We start from the raw sequence: 24,722 nt of genomic DNA, 5'->3' as shown, positions 1-24,722 counted from the left end.
CATTTCGGGGAGAACCAGCTAGCTCCTGGTTCGATTGGCATTTCACCCCTAACCACAACTCATCCGCTGATTTTTCAACATCAGTCGGTGCGGACCTCCACTTGGTGTTACCCAAGCTTCATCCTGGCCATGGTTAGATCACCAGGGTTCGGGTCTATAAACACTGATAAAATTCGCCCTTTTCAGACTCGGTTTCCCTTTGGCTCCAGCATTCTCGCTTTAACCTACCAGTGCCTATAAGTCGCCGGCTCATTCTTCAACAGGCACGCGGTCAGACTTTAAATAGTCCTCCCACTGCTTGTAAGCTAACGGTTTCATGTTCTATTTCACTCCCCTTCCGGGGTTCTTTTCACCTTTCCCTCGCGGTACTGGTTCACTATCGGTCACACAGTAGTATTTAGCCTTACGAGGTGGTCCTCGCTGATTCACATGGGATTCCTCGTGCCCCATGCTACTCGGGATTCAGCTACTATCCTTGAGTTTTCAACTACAGGACTTTCACCTTCTTTGGTGCAGTATTTAGCTGCTTCGTTTAACCGCTAGATTCGATCTCGCTGTCCCACTACCCCAATCGGTAAACCAATTGGTTTAGGCTCTTCCCCTTTCGCTCACCACTACTTAGGGAATCTCTGATTTGATTTCTCTTCCTCCAGCTACTAAGATGTTTCAATTCGCTGGGTTGGCTCTCTCCTGCCTATATATTCAGCAGGTAGTATATAGGGTTGCCCCATTCGGAAATCTCCGGCTCAATGTTTGCTTCCAACTCCCCGGAGCATATCGTCGGTAACCACGTCCTTCGTCGCCTCTGTGTGCCTAGGTATCCACCGTTAGCCCTTATTCGCTTGACCACTCAAATATTTGGTCTTTCAACTTTTGCATTCACAAGAGCAAATAGTTAGTTCTGCTTACCTCGCCACTTCGCACTGATTTTACTCAGCACTCAGCACTCGGCACTCAGCACTAAAAATGTCTGTGTCTGCCTGCTTTTTTCGCGTTACTATGCAGTTTTCAAGGTTCTGGCTGAGACTAAACTCAGCAGTCTGACTCTATTAACTTAAGTCATGTTGCTGATTTCTCACTTGCTTTTCGCCATCAGGTGGAGGTTAGCGGACTCGAACCGCTGACATCCTGCTTGCAAAGCAGGCGCTCTACCAACTGAGCTAAACCCCCAAATCATAATTCGTAATTCGCAATTTTTAATTCGCAGTTAATTACGACGAATCACCAATTAGCAATTACTAATTACTTTCAGGTGGGCCATCCTGGACTCGAACCAGGGACCTCACCCTTATCAGGGGTGCGCTCTAACCACCTGAGCTAATAGCCCATATCGAACCAAATCATAGTTTGAAAGCTTTTTACATTTTGCATTGCAAATGTCTGCGACCGACCTAGGTTAGACCAACTCAAAATCTATATAACTGTGTGTTTTTTGATTTCTGAGGGGTGTAGGTCTCCCTAAAAAGGAGGTGATCCAGCCACACCTTCCGGTACGGCTACCTTGTTACGACTTCACCCCAGTCACCAGTCCTGCCTTAGGCATCCTCCCCCGCGAACGGTTTGAGTAATGACTTCGGGCACTACCAGCTTCCATGGTGTGACGGGCGGTGTGTACAAGGCCCGGGAACGAATTCACTGCAGTATGCTGACCTGCAATTACTAGCGATTCCTCCTTCACGCAGGCGAGTTGCAGCCTGCGATCTGAACTGAGCTCCGGTTTGCGGGATTTGCTTGCACTCGCGTGGTAGCTGCCCTCTGTCCGGAGCATTGTAGTACGTGTGTAGCCCAAGGCGTAAGGGGCATGCTGACTTGACGTCATCCCCACCTTCCTCCGGTTTGTCACCGGCAGTCTCTCTAGAGTGCCCAACTTAATGCTGGCAACTAAAAACGAGGGTTGCGCTCGTTGCGGGACTTAACCCAACATCTCACGACACGAGCTGACGACAGCCATGCACCACCTGTGTTCGCGCTCCCGAAGGCACTCCCAGCTTTCACCAGGATTCGCGACATGTCAAGCCTTGGTAAGGTTCTTCGCGTTGCATCGAATTAAACCACATACTCCACCGCTTGTGCGGGCCCCCGTCAATTCCTTTGAGTTTCACCGTTGCCGGCGTACTCCCCAGGCGGGATACTTAACGCGTTAGCTACGGCACGGCTCGGGTCGATACAAGCCACGCCTAGTATCCATCGTTTACGGCTAGGACTACTGGGGTATCTAATCCCATTCGCTCCCCTAGCTTTCGTCCCTCAGTGTCAGTTACGGCCTAGCAGAGCGCCTTCGCCACTGGTGTTCTTCCTGATCTCTACGCATTTCACCGCTACACCAGGAATTCCCTCTGCCCCGAACGTACTCTAGCTATGTAGTTTCCACTGCTTGTATCTAGTTGAGCTAGACTCTTTAACAGCAGACTTACATTGCCACCTGCGGACGCTTTACGCCCAATCATTCCGGATAACGCTTGCATCCTCCGTATTACCGCGGCTGCTGGCACGGAGTTAGCCGATGCTTATTCCTCAGGTACCGTCATTGTGTTCTTCCCTGAGAAAAGAGGTTTACGACCCAAGAGCCTTCCTCCCTCACGCGGTATTGCTCCGTCAGGCTTTCGCCCATTGCGGAAAATTCCCCACTGCTGCCTCCCGTAGGAGTCTGGGCCGTGTCTCAGTCCCAGTGTGGCTGATCGTCCTCTCAGACCAGCTACTGATCGTCGCCTTGGTAGGCTCTTACTCTACCAACTAGCTAATCAGACGCGAGCTCATCTTCTGGCAGTTAACCTTTCACCTTACGGCACATCCGGTATTAGCCACCGTTTCCAGTGGTTGTCCCAGACCAGAAGCCAGATTCTCACGCGTTACTCACCCGTCCGCCACTAACTCCGAAGAGTTCGTTCGACTTGCATGTGTTAAGCATACCGCCAGCGTTCATCCTGAGCCAGGATCAAACTCTCCGTTTTGAATTGGAAAGCTTTTTAGCTCTATAGCTGCTCTTTTTTAACTTCAGCTTAGTTATTTTTTATTTGCTTGACGCAATCCACTTGCTGTATAATCGCTTTCAAACTATAATATTTTCAAGGTTCGGTGTCCTTTAAGCGTCGCTTTTTCGCGCTCCGCTTCCAGCACTTATTCAATATAGCGAACCTCCTTAAGCTTGTCAACTATTTTTCCAAAAATTCTTTTGGACTGTTTTTCAGTCCCTTGAAACTGCCCACAGTGCCGGGTTGTAGGCAACAATGGTTTATGCACTGTGCTGAGTAAGGAAGGGTGAAGCGTGAATTTTCAGTCGGTAATAGGTTTATTGCATGAGTTTTGGGGCAATCGCGGTTGTCTCATAGCCCAGCCCTACGATATAGAGAAGGGGGCTGGTACTAAGAATCCGCAGACATTTTTAAGAGCATTGGGGCCGGAACCGTGGGCTGTTGCTTACGTTGAACCTTGTCGTCGCCCTACAGATGGGCGGTACGGGGAAAACCCTAACCGTTTCCAACACTATTATCAGTACCAAGTTCTGATTAAGCCTTCGCCAGACAATGTTCAGGAGATTTATCTTGATTCGTTAAGGGTTTTAGGTATTCGTCCTGAAGACCACGATATTCGGTTTGTAGAGGATAACTGGGAAGATGCAACGGTGGGAGCTTGGGGGACTGGGTGGGAAGTATGGTTAGATGGAATGGAAATTACTCAATTTACCTACTTCCAACAGTGTGGGGGTATTGATTGCCGTCCGGTATCGATTGAGATTACATACGGGTTAGAGCGGCTGACAATGTATCTCCAGCAAGTAGAGGCAATTACTAAAATTCATTGGACGGACAACATTACTTATGGTGATGTTTACCTCCAGGGAGAGATTGAGCAGTGTACCTACAACTTTGAAGCGTCAAATCCTGAGTTGCTACTGACACTATTTAATTTGTATGAGCAGGAAGCAACGCAATTGGCGGAACGAGGATTGGTCTTGCCTAGCTTAGATTATGTAATGAAGTGTTCGCACACGTTCAATCTGCTGGATGCTAGAGGTGTGATTTCGGTGACGGAGAGAACTCGCTATATTGCCAGGATTCGGTATTTGGCTAGGAAAATAGCTCATTTATATGTTGAGCAAAGAGAGAAGCTGGGTTTTCCGTTGCTCAAAAATTTAAAACCAGTCATACAACCACCTGTTTTACAGCCAGCTGTGCAGCAAATTGTTTCACAGCCAGTCTTAGTACAAGCTGTTTCAGAGTCTACAGTTAAATCTCGTTATCAATATATTATTGATTGGCTGTTTTTGATTCCAATTATCTCTTATGTTCTTTGGGTAATACTTTCATTGTTTCGGTAGAAAAGTTTATGTATCAAACAATATAGACCATCCAGGTACTTATTATCTAGTAAAATGAGGTTAATCAAGTATAAATTTTTACTAGTTTGGACGATTATAAGTCGCGGCTACACAAACAAAACCTGCCTCCGCAGGTTAGGAAACCCTTGATTTTGCATTCTCTAAGCTAAGTATATCTTGATGATGTGGCTATTGTTAAAGATCAGAAATACCATTAAATCTTGAGTCTAGAACATTAAAGCTACAACGATAAGGCCCGCCTGTGCGGGCTTTGTTTGTATAAAGTTGATGGACTATATTTCACCACAAGGATAAAAATTTTTCACTGTTGCTGATTAAAGAGATGAAAAACTCACGCATAGGCGCTCCAAGCGCAGATAATAAGAGTTTGGAATATTTTATTTTTGAATTTCATAGCCAAATTCAGCAATGCCGATTTTTCTCTATTGCTGCCCTAGCTATTTTTAAGTCGGCTGCAAATTCGGGGTGTCAGGTGCTTTTATAAAAAATCTTATGATTCAAACCAGTGGTGTAATTATTTGTCTTGGCTACATTTTTGGGTTGCTGTTTACAGTAGTTCCTTGGGGTGGTGTATGGATTTTAGTTTTGGGGATAGTGGGAGCAATTGTTTTTAGAAGACGCACCAGTTCACAGCAACTTGCTCAGAAACTAGAAAATGCTGGAAGCAAAAATAAGGCAGTGCTTAATACTTGGCAAATTACTCCTCATCCTCGAATATGGATAGCTGCTGGCTTAGTAGGATTATTGGCAACTCTATATTTTCAATGGCGAGTGCCGCAACCAGGTGCAAAAGATATTAGTCAGTTCGTTCCGCCTGGAAATAGCAATAACCAAGAGCAACTTGTGATTGTTCGTGGAGAAGTGGCGAGTAATCCTCGCTTAACTCGCAGTCAGCGAGGACAATTTTGGCTGGAAGCGACTCAGATAGATGAGGTCAAAAATGAAAAAGGTTCAGCAGGTGTCCCAAAAGGGGTGACAGGCAAATTGTATGTAACAGTGCCTATACTTCAGGCTACTGGGTTATACCCTAGTCAACAAATTGCTGTGACTGGGATTTTATACAAACCAAAGGCGGCTTCCAATCCTGGTGGTTTCGACTTTCAGAAGTTTCTCAAGCAGGAAGGAACGTTTGCTGGTTTGATTGGGCGACAAATAAATGTTTTGGATCAGGAACGTAAATGGGGATGGTGGCAAATTCGGGAGCGAATTGTGCGCTCGCAAGTTCGCTGGTTGGGTATCCCTGAAGGGCCTCTTGTGAGTGCAATGGTTTTAGGTAGCAAAGCTGTAGATTTACCCTACGAGATCCGCGACTTGTTTGTACAAGCAGGATTAGCTCATGCTTTAGCAGCCTCCGGGTTTCAAACTTCTTTGATTTTGAGTGTGATATTACAGTTAACTAGGCGGGCAAAAAAAGCAACGCAATTTACCCTTGGCTTTTTGGCTCTAATTATTTTTCTGAGTTTAACAGGTTTTCAACCTGCGGTTCTCAGAGCCGTAATTATGGGTTTTGCAGCATTAGTTGGGCTGCTATTAAAAAGGAAGGTGAAACAGTTCGGATCGTTACTATTAGCAGCAACTCTGTTATTAGTGTTTAATCCTCTATGGATTTGGGATTTAGGCTTTCAATTAAGTTTTTTAGCAACGCTGGGATTAATCGTAACAGTACCTGCATTAGTCAACCGCCTAGCATGGCTACCACCTGCGATCGCAGCTTTGATTGCCGTTCCCCTAGCTGCCACTATTTGGACTTTACCTGTGCAACTTTTTGTCTTCGGAGTTGTACCATCTTATAGCCTGTTGCTGAATGTAGTTAGTACTCCATTAATTTCGATCATTAGTATAGGTGGAATCATCAGTGCGTTAGTAGGTTTAGTTTGGACTGAAGCAGGAAGCTTCCTAGCTGGGGTATTACATTACCCTACTGATTGGCTAATTAAACTAGTGGAATTTTTTAGCAAGTTGCCCGGAAATTCTGTTGCTGTGGGCAGCATATCTACTTGGCAGCTTTTGGCAATTTATATACTAATTATATTAGTCTGGCTAGTACGTTGGTGGCAAAAGCGGTGGTGGTTTGCTAATATTATTGCGATTGGTTTAGTATTTATCCCCCTTTGGCATTCTCAAAATACATTGTTTAGGATAACAGTCTTAGAATCTGGTACGGAACCAATTTTAGTTGTTCAAGATCGAGGGAATGTAACTGTAATTAATAGTGGTGATGAAGGTACAGGACGTTTTACAATTCTACCATTTTTACAACAGCAGGGTGTAAATCAAATAAATTGGGCGATCGCAACTGATTTTCAAGGTAATGAAAGTAATGCTTGGTTTGAATTAATGCAACGTTTACCAATTAATAATTTTTATGAATATTCAATCCGAACAGATAATTCTATTACAACTCAGGCAATTCAACAAGAACTACAAAAACATCAAGGAATTTATCAAACTTTGGCAGTTGGTCAAGCTGTGAAAGCTGGTTCGATAGTAGCGCAATTAATCAACGACCAATTACCTATCTTACAATTGCAAATTTTAGATCAAAATTGGTTATTAGTAGGTAATGTTAAATCTAAAGAGGTACAACAACTAGTTAAAAATGGCAGTTTGTCTCGCCCGCAAGTGTTGTGGTGTGCCCCTGAGTCATTGAAAGATTTAGTTATTGCTTTGCAACCACAAGTAGCGATCGCTTCTTCTGCCAACTTTGATCCAAAAACTTTATCTGAACTGAATCAAAGCCAAACTAAACTGTTCTTTACAGGACGAGATGGCGCTATTCAATGGACTCCTAATGGTCAGTTTGAGGCGTTTATTGAATCAACAGAAAATAAATCATCTGTTTTATAAAAAATTCACAAATTTCAGTAAATTTAAAAACTTGGATCAAATTCTATGACAATCTATTTTTATAGTACTCGTGAAGAATATGGCTGTTTCTCTAACTTTTCGTTCCACGGCTTTGAATTAGATGGATTGTATTGGTCAACTAGCGAACACTACTTTCAAGCGCAAAAGTTTGTGGGTACACCTCATGTAGAACAAATCCGCCTAGTTAAAACACCTAAAGATGCGGCAAGAATGGGGCGCGAGAGAACCCGTCCCCTACGTCAAGATTGGGAACAAGTTAAAGACGATATAATGCGGCAAGCTGTGCTATGTAAATTTCAAACTCATACAGATATTAGGGATATCTTACTTTCCACAGGCAAGGCAGAAATTGTCGAAAACTCACCTATCGATTTTTACTGGGGTTGCGGAGCCGATGGCAGTGGTAAAAATATGCTAGGAAAAATTTTAATGCAGGTGCGGAATATCCTGCACCATACATATAGGGCAAATATTAATAATAAAACTGTTAAATAATCTTGTAGAAAATAGTTTTTTAATCGAACTATTTCAGACGTAGAGAACACGAATAAATAATAAATACAGACGTTTGCAAACGCTCTAAGACTGTTATATAGTTATTACTCTTCATGAGGGTAAATCTGAAAGCCTCGATTAACGATCGCTATATAAATTCTCACCTCTTTTAAATTTACGCTGTGGTAAACCAGAGTGATGAAAGATGCATCCTGGTTTTGGGAACACTAGATTTAGCACCAGACTTCACAGGAAGGAGTTGATGTCTAAAGGCGAATGGAATAACAGATCGAAACATATAGTTCCCTTGTAATTGCCCATAACATACCTAAAACCAGTGAAGCGTAATACAATTACCCATGAATTTGACTCTGGTTCACAAGCAGAAATAATACCCCCACAAGAAAGTGATGACCGTTTGTCGGAAGCGTCTAAGCTACTAGGGCAAGGAATTCAACAGCAGCAATCTGGCGAATTAATAGCGGCTATGAAGTCTTTACAGCAGTCCTTAGTACTGTTTCAGGCAGTTGGCGATTTAGAAAAACAGGCACAGGTACTTTCTTTTTTAGGATTGGTAACTTACAGTGCTGGAGACTATAAAGGTGCTATATCTTACTCCCAACAGTGTCTGTCTTTGCTCAATAACACCTCAGATTTAGGATTGCAAATGCAAGCACTTTCCCATTTAGGCAATGCATACCGTCATCTGAATGACCATAAAAAGGCTATTGAGTTTCTAGAAAAATGTTTGAAAATAACGCAGCAACTGCAAGATAAACGCAGTCAGGTGGCAGCACTGAATAATTTGGGATTGGTATATAAAGCTTTAGGCAACTTTACACAGGCTATTGAGTATCAGCAGCAAAGTCTAGAGATTGTGCGGGAACTCAAAGATAATTGGGGCGAGGAACAGGTACTCAAGAATTTGGGTAATGCTTGGTATGCTTTGAACAATTACCCAAAAGCGATCGCTTATTATGAGCAGTGTGTAGTCCTATCACGCTCCTTAAAAAATGTTCGCAGTGCTTCTCAGGTGCTAAAGAATCTGGGCAATGCTTGTTATGCTTTAGGTGATTATACCAAAGCCATTAAGTATTATGAAGATCGGTTGCAATTAGCCAAAGAAATTCAAGACAAGCGTAGTGAGGAACAGTCTTTAAGTAGTTTAGGAGTTGCTTGTGAAGCTTTGGGTGACTATAACAAAGCAATTACATATTATGAAGAACGTTTGCTGTTAGCTAAAAATATCAAAGATCGTCGCAGTGAAGAACAAGCTCTTGCCAGTCTGAAAGTCGCTTGCTACGCCTTGGGTGATTATGCCAAAGCTATGCAATATCAGCAGGGAACATCTTCAAATAGTTAAAAAGTAAGATTGGAAAACAATTCCAAATTACTCGCACAGATCAATTCATCCCATTGTCTTTTGTTGTTGGAGATATACAAGAACTTCTAATGTATCTACTTGGGGAAATTCTGCGTAAAAATTACTCACACTCCAGAAGGGTTCGGGTGTTTCCAAGACTATTGTGCGATCGCCCCACTGTTCTAACCAAGGTAGCAATTTTTGTGGCGCTAATGGAGTACATAACCAAATTGCTGCTGGAGAAAGCGATCTCATGGCAGTTGCTGCTACCGCTATCGTCATACCTGTAGCAATGCCATCATCAACTAAAATGAGCGTAGCATTCTCTGCATTCACCTGCGGACAAGCAGGAATTAATTGAGCCTCAAGAGACTTAGCTTGGTTGATCGCTTTATTTAAAGCCACTTCTCGCCACCGCACATCATCTTTAGAGCGAAATAGCTTTTGATCGGTCCAAAGAACATTTCCAGAAGTAGTCACTGCACCAATTGCTAACTCTGGATTTTCTGGATGGCTAATCTTTTTTGCTACAACAATTGTCAACGGACAATCCAAAAGACGTGCTATTGGTGCTGCTACTGGTACACCTCCTCTTGGCAAAGCATAAACAATTGGTACAGGCTTTACCCCAGAATCAATAGTTTGCTGAGTCAAAATATCATGAATTACTTGCGCCAATAACTCACCTGCATGGGTACGATCGGCGAAAAGTGGGGTATGTGACATGGTTTCCCCCAGCATCTTAAGACAGCACTGCTTTTATCATGACTGAATTTTGTCTCAAATTAACTGATACAATAAGATTTGTATAAATAATTAAGTATTCAGCAAAAGTTTATTATTCCGATCAATATCCAGCCAGAGGGCTATTTAAATCAGATATGATAGCTGGCGCTGATGCCAAAATCCTGACTTTCATGAGCAGCGAAACCCAACTCAGCCTCTTCGACGACTCAACTTTTAATCAACAAGAACTGATTCCTACAGATGCCAAAATTCCGATCGCTCCTGGAACTTATTCTGGCATAACGGAGTTGACACAGCATTGCGATCGCTGCCACCGTTGTGCATTGGGAGACACTCGCACTCATGCTGTTGTCGGACGTGGCAATCTCAAAGCACCAATTATGGTTGTGGGAGAAGCGCCAGGTCAAAATGAAGATGAAACGGGTTTACCATTTGTAGGCAGATCGGGGCAATTGCTGGAGAAAATTTTGGCATCAGTGAATCTGACTACTGATCGTGATGTATATATTGCCAATATCAATAAATGTCGCCCACCAGATAATAGAGTTCCCACTCCTGTAGAAGTGGCAGCTTGTCTACCCTACCTACTAGAACAAATTCGCTTAGTTGACCCCAAAATAATTCTGTTAACGGGTGCGACTGCTGTCAAAGGTATTACTGGGGATAAGCGGGGAATTACGAAAATTCGCGGACAGTGGCTAGAGTGGGAAGGGCGTTTATGTATGCCAATCTTTCATCCTTCCTACTTGCTGCGTAACCCTTCTAAAGAAAGAGGTGCGCCGAAATGGTTGATGTGGCAGGATATCCAGGCAGTGCGTGCCAAGTTAGACGAAATCCAAAATAACAGCTAATGCTTAATTCCGTCTTTTTTAAGGCTTGTCACTACCAACATCTTTTCAATTACTTATTTCATTGCTATCCCGGTTGGGAATAAATTCTAAAGCTAATAGCTAAAATCTTCTCAAAAGGCCTAAGTATAAGATTTTAAGCGATTTAGATGACTAGACTCTGTGAAAGAGAAAATTTCACTTTACTAATTGCGATCGCTTATTTTAATTGAATATGATGACTTGCTCGCTAGAGGTAAAACTAAAGCTAGCGTGCCCCTTGGCAAGGGGCACGCTAGCACAGGTGAGGTACTTTGGTTATTGGTAATTGAGCAGACTCGATATGACCTTTTACCTTTTAGACGGGAAATTTCAAGTATCTATTCGTCGTCGAAATCATCCTCGTCGTCTTCCTCTTCTTCCTCTAAATCGTCGTCGTCTACTACTTCATCGGCGATTAATTCATCTTCCTCATCTAGAATTGACCTTTCTGCACGTCTGCTACCAAAACCAGATTCGCCAAGAGTCGGAGAATCTAAATTATAGGCGCGAGCTGTGCGGTCATCTAATACCATATCGAGGGGATCGTCAACTTCATCTAAGACACTACTGCTAATTTCAGCAGCATAATCTTCGATCGCACCAGGTTCTTCATAGGTATTGTACCCAGTACCAGCCGGAATCAATCGCCCGATAATCACGTTTTCCTTTAACCCACGCAGCCAGTCAGATTTACCTTCGATAGCTGCTTCAGTAAGTACCCGTGTTGTCTCTTGGAATGATGCGGCGGAAATAAAGCTGTCGGTGTTCAACGATGCTTTGGTGATCCCCAACAATACTGGGGTATACTGTGCCCTCGCACCACCTGTAATTGCCATAGCTTCGTTCACCTGCTCAACTTGGCGCAGTTCCACCAATTCGCCGGGAAGCATAGTGGTGTCCCCACCATCATCAATCCTGACTTTATTGGTCATCTGGCGAACAATCACTTCAATGTGCTTATCAGAAATATCAATCCCTTGAGATTGATACACCATTTGCACTTCATTCACTAAGAATGTCTGTACCTTCTGCAAGGCAAGGCTAGCACAAGCATAGATTCCGTCTTCAGAACCCAAGCTAAAGAAGATTTCCAGAATTTCGTGGGGATTGGATGGCCCATCAGTCAACGGTTGTCCCGCTAATACCATTGATCCATCTGGCACAATCAAGTTTTGTCCAGGCCCCAAAGGATAATCTGTCACCACGCCATTTGATTCTACGACCTTGATGGCGATCGCTTCATCACCATCACCGTAAACTACCTTAACTTCACCCGCCCGGCGACATAAAATGCACGCTTCTTTGGGTTTACGAGCTTCAAGTAGTTCTTCAATCCGAGGTAAACCTTGAATGATATCTCCAGTTTTGGCGCGTTCAAAGACCAACAACACCAAGTTATCACCCCGTTGTACCAAATCGCCGTCTTCTATCTGCAACACAGCACCAGGGCTGACTCGATAAGGGCGACCGATACGGCTAGTAATAGCGTAGTTTTTAGTACTCAAAGCTGAGTCACTACCAGGTGCAGCAGGAGCATTTTTGATATCCACTACTTGCCCTGATTCTTGGGCAAAAACTCCAGGAGCAATTTCTGTGCCTTCTACTAGCAAGTCACCCACTTTTACTTTGGGCTGAGTACTAGTATTCGTGATGATCCTGTCAACGTCGCGCAACACCAAACAGCGACGCACGTTTTCGCTTCCTTTTTGGACACCCCGCACTTCCCCCCCTTCTTTACACAAGATTTGGGTACGTGCTACCACAGCTCCAGGGGCGATGGAAAGCCCATCGTGTACCTCAAGTGTCGTCTCGGTGCTACCTTGGGTGGCATCGGCGGTAATATCTCGACGAATTACCAAGGACTCCAAAATCACCAGTTGCAAGCGCTGAACTTCTGAGTCTTCAGTATCCTGTACCAATTCAATATCTGCTGCTAGGGGCGAAGCATTATGGTCTTGTTCCCCTTCTTGCTCAATTTCCAGTACTAGCTGGGTTCGCAGCAGTTCTACACCTTCAACAGATTTGACACGTTCCGAATCTTTATAAGGGAGTCGTTGCACAGCCCGTAACTGAATCGATCGCCCGGTTTGTTGACTCACCGATGTCGTTGATGGCACATCTGGATTATCCGGTACGGCAAACTCAACTACTGGACGACTCAATAGGGCGGGACCTTCTGGTGTCTCCACATACTGGATATAGCGCAATTCCGTAGCGACATTGCCTTGGAATTCCTCACCTGGTTGGATGAAGGTGTTATCTCGCCCGATGACTGATTCTGGATCGTCCACCATCAGTAGTTCCCCTGGCTTCACCACCACTTCCCGCAGGATGTCGTTTTTCTGGGTCACTTCTACCACACCACTGTTTTGGCAGAAGATATCTTTCACTACTTCAGTGCCAGCTTCTACAAACTGACCGTCTTCCACCAACAGCAAGGAGATATCTTTATTGACTTCGTGGCTCTCTTCAGGAATCCACAACAGGGTACCGCCCTGCACAACTTCATAACCCAGCTTGGCTTTGCCTTTTTTCTGGACTTCGACACCCGCGAATTTCAGAAATCCGCCAGTGGTTGTGCGATAGCGGTCATCAATTAACTCAGCAACTACTTGACCATTTTGCACTTTTGTGCCTGGTGTAGCGCGGAGGTTAAATACCTGGTTGTTGCCCGTGGAGACTAAGTAGTTATTGCGACCTTGAGAACTTTGGACTGTCACCGTTGCTTGGTCTAAGACCACAGAAGCAGTGATAATTTCAATTTCCCTGGTACTCTTACCTGGGGTAGCTTCAGGTAAGCGCACCACACCGCCGTGCAAACTGCTTAACTTGGTTTCTGCTAAAACTCCATTAGAAGCGATCGCATCACCATTTTTCACCACCAATTCTGCACCAGGCGGCAAGTTGTAAACTTCCCCAGACAAAATCCAAATCAAGCCACCCCGTGCGGCTGTGGTTGTGGTATTACCTTGACGGTCAGTTTTTTGTTCTGGAACAACTTCGGCAAATTGCACTTCCCCTGCTAAGTCAGAAGCAACATCTTTAACTGCTTTTTCTGTATTAGTCCGAGTTGTGCGTCCACCAAGAGCAACCTCTGCCAACAACTGACCTTGTTTTACCTTATTTCCATCAAATACATATAGTGTTGAACCTTGGGTAAGATGAACCTCTTGGTTGTCTGGAGTAACATCACCTACTTTTGTTGGCTCCAAAAGCAGAATACCATTAGCCTCAACATAGAGGGCATCTTCCCCGTGGCGGGTACGATACGTTCTGGTCTTCAGTTTGCGGGGAAGCTTAACAGTCCCATCGATTTTAGAACGAACTTGTTGTGCCACTTCCCCAGTAAACACCCCACCAGTATGGAATGTCCGCATGGTTAACTGAGTACCAGGTTCACCGATACTTTGGGCGGCAATAATCCCCACAGCTTCGCCCAAGTCCACCATTTTGGCGTGGGCCAAACTCCAGCCGTAGCAGTGTTGACAGACAGAACGTGCAGCTTCACAAGTTAGGGGACTCCGCACCACAACTTCTGCCACCCCAGATTTTTCAATTTTCTTCGCCAATTCTTCAGGAATTGGCGAATTGCGTGCTGCAATTACTTCTTTTGTTACCGGATGCACCACATCTTCGCCAATTACCCGTCCCATCAAGCGGGTTCCTAAAGGAATTAAGGTTTTGGCACCTTCTGTCATTGGTCGAATCGTCAGACCTCTGGTAGTGCCACAGTCAAATTCCCGAATAATTACATCCTGGGAAACGTCCACCAACCGGCGGGTGAGATAACCAGAGTCAGCCGTCCGCAAGGCAGTATCCACCAACCCTTTTCTGGCACCGTAAGACGAAATAATGTATTCCGTCACAGTCAGTCCTTCACGGAAGTTGGTTTTAATGGGCAAATCGATAATTTCCCCTTGAGGATCTGCCATCAGTCCCCGCATCCCCACCAATTGCCGGACTTGGGAGATGTTACCCCGTGCCCCGGAGAATGCCATCATGTATACGGAGTTTAGGGGATCAGTCTTCTTGAAGTGAAGGACAACTTCATCTTTCAAGGCTTCACTGGTGCCGTTCCAGGTATCAATTACCTTTTGGAAGCGTTCTACTTCAGTAATTTCTCCCCGTTGATAACGGGTTTCAGTGGCACGAATTTCTTCTTCGGCTGCTTCTAAAAGCAATCGCTTAGTTGGTGGCACCATCAAGTCATCTACACTGATGGAAACCCCTGCTTTGGTAGCGTAGCGAAATCCCAAATCTTTGAGTTTGTCCGCCATCACTGCGGTTCGCGCCGTACCATAATGCGTAAAGGCCCAAGAAATTAAATTTCTCAGTTGACCCTTATCAACCACCCGATTGCGAAAAATCATTTTTTCGTTAGTCATTAGTCATTAATCCTGAGTCTTTAATAATTAATAATTCGTAATACTCGCTGGAGGCGAGAAGCAAGCTACATAATTCGTAATCCGTAATTGAAGAATTAATTACGAATTACAAATTAGAAATTAGAAATTACGAATTAACTAGCAAGTGCTTCCTGAATGGCGTTATTGTAAATAACTCGACCAGGCGTTGTGTATATATACTGAGAAAGTACATTACCCTTAGCGTCTTGTCTGACTCGGCGGAACTTATAGAGTAATGTCCGGCTACCATCCTCGTTTTCCGTCACTTTCACGGGTTCCGTATCTGGCTGGTCTGATTCTATTTCACCGTCAAACCGCACGTAAATATAGGCGTGCAAGTCAATTTGCTCTTGCTGGAAAGCCATAATTACATCCTCTAGCGAAGAAAAGTACTTTCCTGCGCCTTTAGTTGCACCGGGATTTTCTGCGGTTAAGTAATACGCTCCCAACACCATATCTTGGCTAGGCGTGATGATGGGTTTACCTGTGGCTGGCGACAAAATATTGTTAGAAGCCAACATCAACAATCGCGCCTCAGCCTGACTTTCTAACGACAGTGGGACGTGTACCGCCATTTGGTCGCCGTCAAAGTCAGCATTAAATGCCGGACACACCAGAGGATGCAGTTGAATCGCTCTACCTTCTACTAAAATCGGTTCAAAAGACTGAATACCTAAACGGTGCAACGTTGGTGCCCGATTTAGCATCACCGGGTGTCCTTCAATCACCTCTTCCAGCACATCCCAAACACTGGGATCATTGCGGGATATCAGCTTTTTCGCAGCTTTGATGTTATTTACCATGCCGCTACGAATCAGGCGGTTAATCACAAATGGTTGAAATAGCTCAATTGCCATTTCTCTAGGTAAACCGCACTGGTGAATTTTCAGCTTTGGCCCGACCACAATTACCGAACGTCCAGAGTAGTCAACTCGTTTACCTAACAAGTTTTGTCGGAAACGTCCTTGTTTACCCTCAATAATGTCAGACAAAGATTTCAGGGGTCGGTTATTTGCCCCTACCACAGTGCGTCCCCGACGACCATTGTCAATCAAAGCATCCACTGCTTCTTGCAGCATCCGCTTTTCGTTCCGCACAATAATCTCTGGTGCCAAAATTTCTTGCAAGCGTGCCAAACGATTGTTGCGGTTAATTACTCGCCGATACAAATCATTTAAATCGCTGGTGGCAAAGCGTCCGCCATCTAGCTGCACCATTGGGCGCAAGTCAGGAGGAATCACGGGAATGACTGCCATTACCATCCACTCTGGTTTGGAACCAGTGGCGATGAAGTTGTCAATCACTCGCAGTCGCTTAATTAACTTCGCCCGCTTTTGTCCCTTGGCGTTGCCAATTTCTTCCCGCAGGCTTTCTGCTTCTTGTTCTAAATTGATATCGGCAAGCAAGCGCAGCAATGCTTCAGCACCAATACCTACCTCTACGCCTTGCAGTACAGAATCTTCGCTATAAATTTGGTCTTCTATTTCCAACCACTGGTCTTCACTCAGTAGTTGTTTGTAAGTTAAAGTTTCGGCATTACCAGCACTCAGAACAACATAAGAGTTGAAATAGACAATCTGCTCGACATCCCGCAAGGGCATGTCTAACAGGATGGAAATATAGCTAGGAATGCCTTTGAGATACCAAACGTGAGCTACTGGTGCAGCGAGTTTAATGTAGCCCATGCGGTGACGACGCACCCGTGATTCGGTGACTTCTACCCCACATCGCTCACAGACAATACCTCTGTGACGGACTCTTTTATACTTACCACAATGGCATTCCCAATCTTTTGCGGGGCCAAAGATGCGCTCACAAAATAAGCCATCCATCTCTGGCTTGAGAGTTCGGTAGTTAATTGTTTCTGGCTTGGTAACTTCACCGACTACTTGACCATTGGGCAATGTTCTCTCGCCCCACTGCCGAATGCGTTCGGGGGAAGCCAAGCCGATTTTTACGTAGTCAAACTGATTAGTTTGGGCAGGTCTCATACTTAAATGCTGAGTTCCGAATTATGAGTTATGAGTTTTGAGTATATTTAGTTTTACAACATTGGGAACGGGATATTGGGCATTGGGCATTTTTCGCATTCCCTATGCGCTATGCCCCATGCCCTATTCCCTAATCCCTAATCTCTATTCGTCATCATCCAGCGATTCGCGGGAAAGAGATTCATAAGTAGGTCGAGGAGGTGTGCGACGGGCTGATTGGTCTGCCATCAAATCGACTTCCACATCTAGGGAACTGCCGTCTGCTTGGGTTTCTACCTTGTGTACAGCAATATCTAACCCCAATGATTGCAACTCGCGCATTAGCACCTTAAAGGATTCTGGAGTTCCAGGTCTAGGAATTGCCTTACCTTTAACGATCGCATTTAACGCTTCATTCCGTCCTTGCATATCGTCAGATTTAACTGTGAGCAATTCCTGTAAGGTGTAAGCTGCACCAAAGGCTTCCAATGCCCACACTTCCATTTCTCCAAACCGTTGACCACCTTGTTGTGCTTTACCACCCAAGGGTTGCTGAGTCACCAGTGAGTATGGACCTGTAGAACGGGCGTGGATTTTATCATCCACCAAATGTACCAGCTTCAGCATATAAGCCACACCGATGGTAATTGCTCGGTCAAAGGGTTCACCTGTACGACCGTCATACACCATGATTTTGCCAGGGTTATCTGGGTTATATACCCAGTCTTTGCCTGTTTCATCACGTGCTTCTTGCAATTTGCCATGCACGATTCGGCGGGATGACTCTTCACCGTACATTTCATCAAAGGGAGTAATCTTAAATCGTACTCCCAAGGTCTGACCAGCCCAACCCAAGAGGCATTCAAATACTTGTCCGACGTTCATCCGACTGGGTACACCCAAGGGGTTAAGTACAATGTCCACTGGTGAACCATCGGGCAAATAAGGCATATCTTCTGCTGGTAATATCCGAGAAATAATCCCTTTATTACCGTGCCGTCCTGCCATTTTGTCGCCAACTTGGATTTTGCGTTTTTGGGCAACGTAGACCCGGACTACCATATTGGCTCCCGGTGGTAGTTCATCGCCTTGTTCACGAGTAAACAAGCGCACATCAACTACGCGACCTTTTTCACCGTTGGGGACTCGCAAGGAATTGTCCCGCACATCCCGCGCTTTTTCACCGAAAATCGCCCGCAATAGTTTTTCTTCTGGCGGTTGGTCAGATTCACCTTTAGGTGTTACCTTACCCACCAAGATATCCCCAGCTTCTACCCATGCCCCAATGCGGATGATTCCCTGTTCATCCAACTGGCGCAAGGCATCTTCCCCGACGTTGGGAATTTCTCTGGTAATTTCTTCTGGTCCCAGTTTTGTTTGTCTAGCTTCAATTTCATATTTTTCAATGTGAATTGAGGTGTAGACATCATCCTGCACCAGTCTTTCAGAGATTAAAATCGCGTCTTCGTAGTTGTAGCCTTCCCAAGGCATGTAGGCAACGACGATATTTTGTCCTAGCGCCAATTCACCGCCTTCGGTTGAGGAGCCATCAGCCAGCACCTGACCAGCAACAACTCGCTCACCAATACGGACGAGAGGTTTCTGATTTAAACAAGTGTCTTGGTTAGAACGTTGGTACTTGGAAAGGGTGTATTTAATTTCTGAAGTGTTAGGTTTAGGACGCACACGAATTTCCGTGGCATCCACATAAGTGACATCGCCATCGGTACGCGATACAACCACCATCCCGGAGTCTCTGGCTCCTTGTGCTTCCAAACCAGTACCCACCAAAGGACGTTCTGGCTTGAGCAGGGGTACTGCTTGCCGTTGCATGTTCGATCCCATCAGCGCTCGGTTAGCGTCATCATGCTCCAAGAAGGGAATCATGCTGGTTGCTACCGATACAATCTGTACAGGAGATACTGCTACGTAGTCCACCTGTTCTGGTGTTGTGGTAGAAAATTCTTGGCGATAACGCACTGGCACTTGGGGCCCAATAATGTGCCCAGTTTCATCTACAGGAATATCTCCAGGAGCAACCCGTAGATCATCTTCTTCATCGGCTGTCATGTAGGCTGGAGGCAGATCAAATCTGACTCGCCCATTTTCCACAGGTCTAAATGGAGTTTCTAAGAATCCGTACAGGTTAACCCGCGCATGGGTTGCTAAGGAGCCAATCAATCCGGCGTTGGGGCCTTCTGGTGTCTCAATGGGGCAAATCCGTCCATAGTGACTAGGATGAATATCCCGTACAGCAAACCCAGCGCGTTCGCGGGTTAAACCACCAGGGCCAAGGGCACTCAGTCGGCGTTTGTGGGTCAGTTCTGCCAGGGGATTGGTTTGATCCATGAACTGACTTAACTGGCTAGAACCAAAGAATTCTTTAATTGCTGCTACCAGTGGTTTGGGGTTCACCAAGGAAGCGGGGGTTAGTACTTCAGCATCGGATACGGTCATCCGTTCCCGAATAATTCTCTCTAAACGGTTTAAGCCCACCCGCACTTGGTTTTGCAGCAATTCACCGACGCTTCTCACCCGGCGGTTGCCTAAGTGGTCGATGTCATCGATATTACCAATGTCATATTCTAGGTTGATCAGGTAATCTACGGCTGCCAAAATATCGCCAGCAGTCAAGACCCGCATGGTGTCGGGGACAGAAAGGCGCAATTTCTTGTTGAGTTTGTAGCGTCCAACCCGACCAAGGTCATAACGTTTCGGGTCAAAGAATCGGGAGTCTAGGAGTTGTTGTCCACCTAATACTGTGGGTGGTTCACCAGGCCGCAGTTTGCGATATAACTCCATCAGGGCTTCTTCTTCAGAAAATTGCCCTTCTTTTTCGATTGTTTTTTGGAAATATTCGGGGTGGCGTAAAGCGTCAAATATCTCGTTGTCTGATAACCCTAAAGCTTTTAGTAGTACTTGCGCTGAGAGTTTACGGGTTTTGTCGATGCGTACCCACACCAAATCGTTACGGTCTGTTTCAAATTTCAGCCATGCTCCCCGGTTGGGAATTAAGCTAGCTGAATAAGTACGTCGCCCGTTTTTGTCGATTTCTGATTTGTAGTAGACTCCTGGCGATCGCACTATTTGATTGACAATTACCCGCTCGGCTCCGTTAATAATAAACGTGCCGCGATCAGTCATCAAAGGCAAATCCCCAATGAATACCTCTTGCTCTTTGATTTCCCCGGTTTCTTTGTTAATTAGACGTGTGGGAACATACATTTGGACAGCATAAGTACTATCGCGCCGTTTAGCTTCTTCGACACTGTACTTTGGCTCCTTGAGTTTGTAGTTATGACCCAAAAAGTGCAGTTCTAATTTACCCGTATAATCTGTAATAGGACTAAAGGAGTTAAGTTCTTCTATCAGCCCTTCTTCTAAAAACCAGCGAAAGCTTGATCGCTGGATTTCAATCAAGTCGGGTAACAGAAAGGCGGGTTCCATATATGTTTCTTTAGTCATGCCTCTTCCTTTGTCAACCTGGTAAAATTTTCCCTTGGACACTGCTGTTTGACGCTTCCCACTGCTAGCCAGTGCCCTTGGCTGTTTGGGAACTTTTTCTTACACACTGGTGATTTGCATCTGTGGACAAACGCAGCGATTAAATCTGGCTGGAATGAGCAATTTTCACAAGGAAAATTGCCCTTAATAGGGACTAAGTAATGGGTACTGGGTACTGGGCACTAGGGGAGCATGGTAAAAGTTGCTGAAAGTCTTTCCCCTGTGCATCTCATGCCCAATGGAGCCATTTACTTTTCCTGTCAAACACGCTACGCATAGCTTGCTTAAGAGTAGGGTCAAAAGTCGCCAAAGCCGCCCAACACGCTGGCTCCCCAATGCCCATTTCAAATAGAATATCCAGTTAAAATATTCCTGAATTTGATTTCCTTTTTTCACTTCCCCTCCAAAAAGCGCGTTAAGTCGCTGACGCAGCTCCACACAGTGTGTTTTAAATTCACCCCGCTGTTGATACTCTCAGTGATATTTTAGATATCCTAAGACTGAGGGAATGATCCGCACCTTGTCGATTTTGAATCAGAATCACTTCATTTTGCTGGATTGTACTCACAAGGCAATTTTTGTTTAACGATTTTGAATAGGTTCGATACAAACTAAACCGATGTTGTGCAAAAGTCTAACTCAATTTAGGTTGGCACAGTTAGTCACGTGGGGAGAGCATCCGCTTGTAGAGATTTTGAGGATGGCTAAGCCATAACAGCATGGAAAATCAGGATGAGAAATTTTATGTTCTTTCCTTTATCATTATGGCGCAAGCAAAATGTTTTTGAGGGAATAATACTAGCATATTTTTGTCCCTCTATTAAGTTTATTCTTTTTTACACAACTTAACAAAAGATACTAGGACACACTTGATATTGACAGACCGAATAATTCACAGGCATTTTGGGTGGTTTGATGGGCGATTGCCTCAACCGTTTCATGACGCAGTTTAGCTACTTGCTCGGCTACATAAAGTACGTAGGCAGGCTCGTTGCGCCTCTCGCCCCGTTTTGGAACTGGAGACAGAAATGGGCAGTCTGTTTCAATCAGTAGGCGATCGCTACTTACCATTGCAGCGGAGGATTGGATTGCTTTGGCATTTTTGAACGTTACCGTCCCGCTAAAGCTTATATAAAAGCCTAAATCGAGAAACCATTGAGTTTCTTCAGGTGTTCCTCCCCAGCAATGCATCACACCCCGCACTGCTTCTCCCTTAAGTTTGCGCCATTTTTGCAAGACTTCTCTGGTTGCCACAGCAGCATCGCGGCAGTGGATAATTACTGGTAAGTTGAGAACAGAAGCGATCGCCAACTGGGACTCGAACACCATATACTGTTGCTCATAGTTATCAGCTTTATAAAAATCCAGCCCCATTTCCCCAATTGCTACTACATTTGAGTCAGAACTCGCTAAAGTTTTGATTTTCTCGGCTGTCTCGCTATTCCATTTATCAGCATCTAAAGGATGTAATCCTACAGCAAAACTAATTTCGGGAAACTCTTGGGCTATGGATTGAATACTGGAAAACTCCTTTGGGTGAACACACGAATGCACTAAACGCACTACGCCTGCTTCTTGCCACCGCGATCGCACTGCTGCTAAATCCGGCTGGAAACTATCAAAGTTAAGATGTACATGCGTGTCTATCAGTTGCATCTTTTGCCCTTTGTTGTTTGTCCTTCATCATTTGTCGTTTGTTTTGTTACCAATAACTAATGACTAAGGACAAATGGCCAATGACTACTCAGCTGGTTGTGTGAGGGGTTTTAATCTGTGAGCCAATCTTGACTTTTTCCTTGCCCCATTGTTTGGGTGAAGAACACCTCGTTTGATTGCCTTATCAATTTTGCCGTAAGCCTCGGATAACCGAGCCTGCGCTTCTTGTTTTAATTCTGGGGTAGGATTAGCTGTATAAGCAGCTACGACATTGAGGTATTTCTTCATCAGCGTCTTGACTGCTGATTTGTAAGATTTATTACGCAGTCGATTACGTTCTGCGATTTGGGCACGCTTGAGAGCAGACTTTGTATTCGCCACAGTCAATTCCAAAAATACGATTATTAATTATTTAAACACACTACTAGACTTACTAATATAGCATCCAAATTGCCAATGTTATAATTTACTAAAAAAATTATGGGATTAGGTATTGGGCATGAATAAAAATCAATAGTCTCTACTAGCCAATTCAATAATTTCCTCGATTTTAGGAAATGCGTTAAAATAAAATACATTAAAATAACTGTCACCCTAACTCATCACAACCTGATTAAGCAATGTGATTGCCAATAAATATAATTTGTCCGTAAACCAGATGTATTATTTAGAGGCATGAACTGTAAAGAGCTAAATCTCAGGGATTGTCAAGTATAGAACCGATATATCGTGCCTGTACACACATTAACTAATAAAAGTTAGGGGAATAAGTAAAAATCATACTCAGACCCTAACCACCGTAAATTCAGGGGATTGGATATGTAAACATACCATTTGCACCCTACAAGGATTGAGGGAAAGGGTGTAAGGGGAGTGGGAAATGGCACACCTGCTTCCTGCCGCTAGCCAGTCAAGGCATGTCGGATTGAGCAATTAAGTCGCCTTCTCAAGCAAACTATACGCTGGTAGCCTTGAGAGTATCAAAAAAATCCAGGTTAAGCTAGAGAAGAGAATTAGAGTCAGCTTGCACACCCCAGTGGGTCAAGAGCAATACTAAATCTCAGGTGGCAATATTATAATTTTGGCATTGTCCTTACTCCATGCTGCGAATTATTACTCAGCAGGCAGACGTTAGAGCAGAACTACAACGGATCTGCGAGCGCACCCATGACGAACAGGTACTTCACAAAGAAGCAACGGTGCGAGAAATTTTGCAAGCAGTGAAGCGCCAAGGCGACAAAGCTGTATTGCATTACACGGACGAATTTGACAAACAAACGCTCAAAGCAGAAGAACTCCGAGTTACAGGCTCGGAACTGGATGCAGCCTATCAGCAGGTATCAAAGGAGTTGTTGAGCGCAGTTCGGCTAGCTTGCCGTCAAATTGAAGCGTTTCATCGTCAGCGAGTACCAAAAAGCTGGGTACACTTTGGTGACGATGAAGTAGTACTGGGCAAACGCTATACCCCTGTAGACCGAGCTGGGTTGTATGTGCCTGGTGGCCGTGCCGCCTATCCCAGTACAGTGCTAATGAATGCAATTCCGGCTCATGTTGCTGCTGTACCCCACGTGGTGATGGTAACACCACCAGGACCAGGGGGTGCTATTAACCCAGCAGTCTTGGTAGCTGCCCAAGAAGCAGGGGTGCAAGAAATTTATCGGATTGGGGGCGCACAAGCGATCGGCGCTTTAGCTTATGGTACAGAAACGATTCCGAAAGTGAATGTGATTACTGGGCCTGGTAACATTTATGTCACCCTAGCGAAAAAACTTGTCTATGGCACCGTCGGTATTGATTCTTTGGCAGGCCCCAGCGAAGTGCTGGTGATTGCCGATGAAACCGCAAATCCAGTACATGTAGCTGCTGACTTGCTGGCCCAAGCCGAACACGATCCAATGGCGGCAGCGATTTTGCTGACCACAGATGCTGCTTTGGCGAAAAACGTACAATTAGCTTTGGAAAGACAGCTAGTGGATCATCCACGGCGAATAGACACAGAAAAAGCGATCGCTCACTACGGCTTGATTATCGTTGTGGAATCGCTCCAAGCCGCAGCAGAACTCTCAAATGAATTTGCCCCCGAACACCTGGAATTAGAAGTCAAAGACCCTTGGGCACTCCTACCACAGATTCGCCACGCTGGGGCAATCTTTTTGGGTTACTCAACACCAGAAGCTGTAGGAGATTATTTGGCAGGTCCTAATCATACCTTGCCAACTTCTGGTGCTGCCCGCTATGCTTCGGCATTGGGTGTTGAAACTTTCCTTAAACACTCCAGTATTATTCAATACTCCCAAACTGCACTGCAAAATGTGGCTGGTGCCATAGATGTGCTAGCAACAGCAGAAGGTTTACCTTCCCATGCTGATTCAGTCCGACGCCGAATTCAGCAAGAATAGTGATTTGGAATGCTTAATTTTTTCTGATAACTCAAAATTTGGATAGCGATACTTACGGTAAGCTATGCTAAAGTACGCCATTTGCTATCCTAACTTCAATCACCTT

At 44.8% G+C, this 24,722-nt stretch carries 11 protein-coding genes, 2 tRNA genes, 2 rRNA genes and 1 pseudogene (1 of these 16 running past the window's edge); 6 read left to right on the top strand and 10 right to left on the bottom strand.

Features of this window, described 5'->3' with window-relative positions:
- From NLP_RS29830 to NLP_RS29815, 4 genes are all read right to left on the bottom strand, one after another.
- Positions 1–848, bottom strand: a 23S ribosomal RNA gene (locus NLP_RS29830) (it extends 2,047 nt beyond the left edge of the window).
- Between the two features lie 249 nt (positions 849–1,097).
- A tRNA-Ala gene (locus NLP_RS29825) sits at positions 1,098–1,170 on the bottom strand.
- 83 nt (positions 1,171–1,253) lie between these two features.
- Positions 1,254–1,327 (bottom strand) — tRNA-Ile (locus NLP_RS29820).
- A gap of 135 nt (positions 1,328–1,462) precedes the next feature.
- Positions 1,463–2,951: ribosomal RNA gene (locus tag NLP_RS29815) — 16S ribosomal RNA — on the bottom strand.
- The 16S and 23S rRNA genes sit together here with 2 tRNA genes alongside, the layout of an rRNA operon.
- Positions 2,952–3,265: 314 nt before the next feature.
- Here NLP_RS29815 and glyQ point away from each other — a divergent pair.
- The 4 genes and pseudogenes from glyQ to NLP_RS29795 all read left to right on the top strand — a co-directional run.
- Positions 3,266–4,135 (top strand): annotated as a pseudogene (gene glyQ / locus NLP_RS29810) (glycine--tRNA ligase subunit alpha); the annotation flags it as partial.
- A gap of 696 nt (positions 4,136–4,831) precedes the next feature.
- Positions 4,832–7,186: a ComEC/Rec2 family competence protein gene (locus tag NLP_RS29805; protein ID WP_104909472.1), complete on the top strand. Its 2,355-nt coding sequence runs from the start codon at positions 4,832–4,834 to the stop codon at positions 7,184–7,186.
- Positions 7,187–7,231: 45 nt separating this feature from the next.
- The gene (locus NLP_RS29800) at positions 7,232–7,702 is read left to right on the top strand and encodes an NADAR family protein (RefSeq protein ID WP_104909471.1); all 471 of its coding nucleotides are present in this window, start codon (positions 7,232–7,234) and stop codon (positions 7,700–7,702) included.
- Positions 7,703–8,015: 313 nt separating this feature from the next.
- Positions 8,016–9,065, top strand: a complete 1,050-nt coding sequence (locus NLP_RS29795; protein WP_234017117.1) for a tetratricopeptide repeat protein — start codon at positions 8,016–8,018, stop codon at positions 9,063–9,065.
- Between the two features lie 45 nt (positions 9,066–9,110).
- On the opposite strand, the gene NLP_RS29790 is transcribed toward NLP_RS29795, so the two are convergent.
- On the bottom strand, positions 9,111–9,791 hold the full coding sequence (locus NLP_RS29790) for a phosphoribosyltransferase (RefSeq protein WP_104910095.1): 681 nt from the start codon (positions 9,789–9,791) through the stop codon (positions 9,111–9,113).
- 191 nt (positions 9,792–9,982) lie between these two features.
- Between NLP_RS29790 and NLP_RS29785 the strand changes: the two genes are divergently transcribed.
- The gene (locus NLP_RS29785) at positions 9,983–10,663 is read left to right on the top strand and encodes a uracil-DNA glycosylase (RefSeq protein WP_104910094.1); all 681 of its coding nucleotides are present in this window, start codon (positions 9,983–9,985) and stop codon (positions 10,661–10,663) included.
- A 356-nt stretch (positions 10,664–11,019) separates the two neighbouring features.
- Here NLP_RS29785 and NLP_RS29780 read toward each other — a convergent pair whose 3' ends face one another.
- From NLP_RS29780 to rpsT, 5 genes are all read right to left on the bottom strand, one after another.
- Entirely contained in the window at positions 11,020–15,066 is a 4,047-nt protein-coding gene (locus NLP_RS29780; protein ID WP_104909470.1) for a DNA-directed RNA polymerase subunit beta'', read from the bottom strand.
- A gap of 134 nt (positions 15,067–15,200) precedes the next feature.
- Complete coding sequence (locus NLP_RS29775; RefSeq protein ID WP_104909469.1) at positions 15,201–17,078, bottom strand: DNA-directed RNA polymerase subunit gamma; 1,878 nt, start codon at positions 17,076–17,078, stop codon at positions 15,201–15,203.
- A gap of 144 nt (positions 17,079–17,222) precedes the next feature.
- Positions 17,223–20,522 (bottom strand): DNA-directed RNA polymerase subunit beta, encoded by a 3,300-nt coding sequence (rpoB, locus tag NLP_RS29770; RefSeq protein WP_104909468.1) that lies wholly within the window; start codon positions 20,520–20,522, stop codon positions 17,223–17,225.
- An 897-nt stretch (positions 20,523–21,419) separates the two neighbouring features.
- On the bottom strand, positions 21,420–22,217 hold the full coding sequence (locus NLP_RS29765) for a TatD family hydrolase (RefSeq protein ID WP_104909467.1): 798 nt from the start codon (positions 22,215–22,217) through the stop codon (positions 21,420–21,422).
- 84 nt (positions 22,218–22,301) lie between these two features.
- Complete coding sequence (rpsT, locus tag NLP_RS29760; protein ID WP_104909466.1) at positions 22,302–22,598, bottom strand: 30S ribosomal protein S20; 297 nt, start codon at positions 22,596–22,598, stop codon at positions 22,302–22,304.
- Positions 22,599–23,317: 719 nt separating this feature from the next.
- Between rpsT and hisD the strand changes: the two genes are divergently transcribed.
- On the top strand, positions 23,318–24,616 hold the full coding sequence (gene hisD / locus NLP_RS29755) for a histidinol dehydrogenase (RefSeq protein WP_104909465.1): 1,299 nt from the start codon (positions 23,318–23,320) through the stop codon (positions 24,614–24,616).
- Positions 24,617–24,722 lie beyond the last annotated feature (106 nt).

The sequence above is a fragment of the Nostoc sp. 'Lobaria pulmonaria (5183) cyanobiont' genome, assembly GCF_002949795.1.
Taxonomy (GTDB): domain Bacteria; phylum Cyanobacteriota; class Cyanobacteriia; order Cyanobacteriales; family Nostocaceae; genus Nostoc.
Note: the sequence above shows the minus strand (reverse complement) of the source record. Positions and strands in the feature narration are given on the sequence as shown.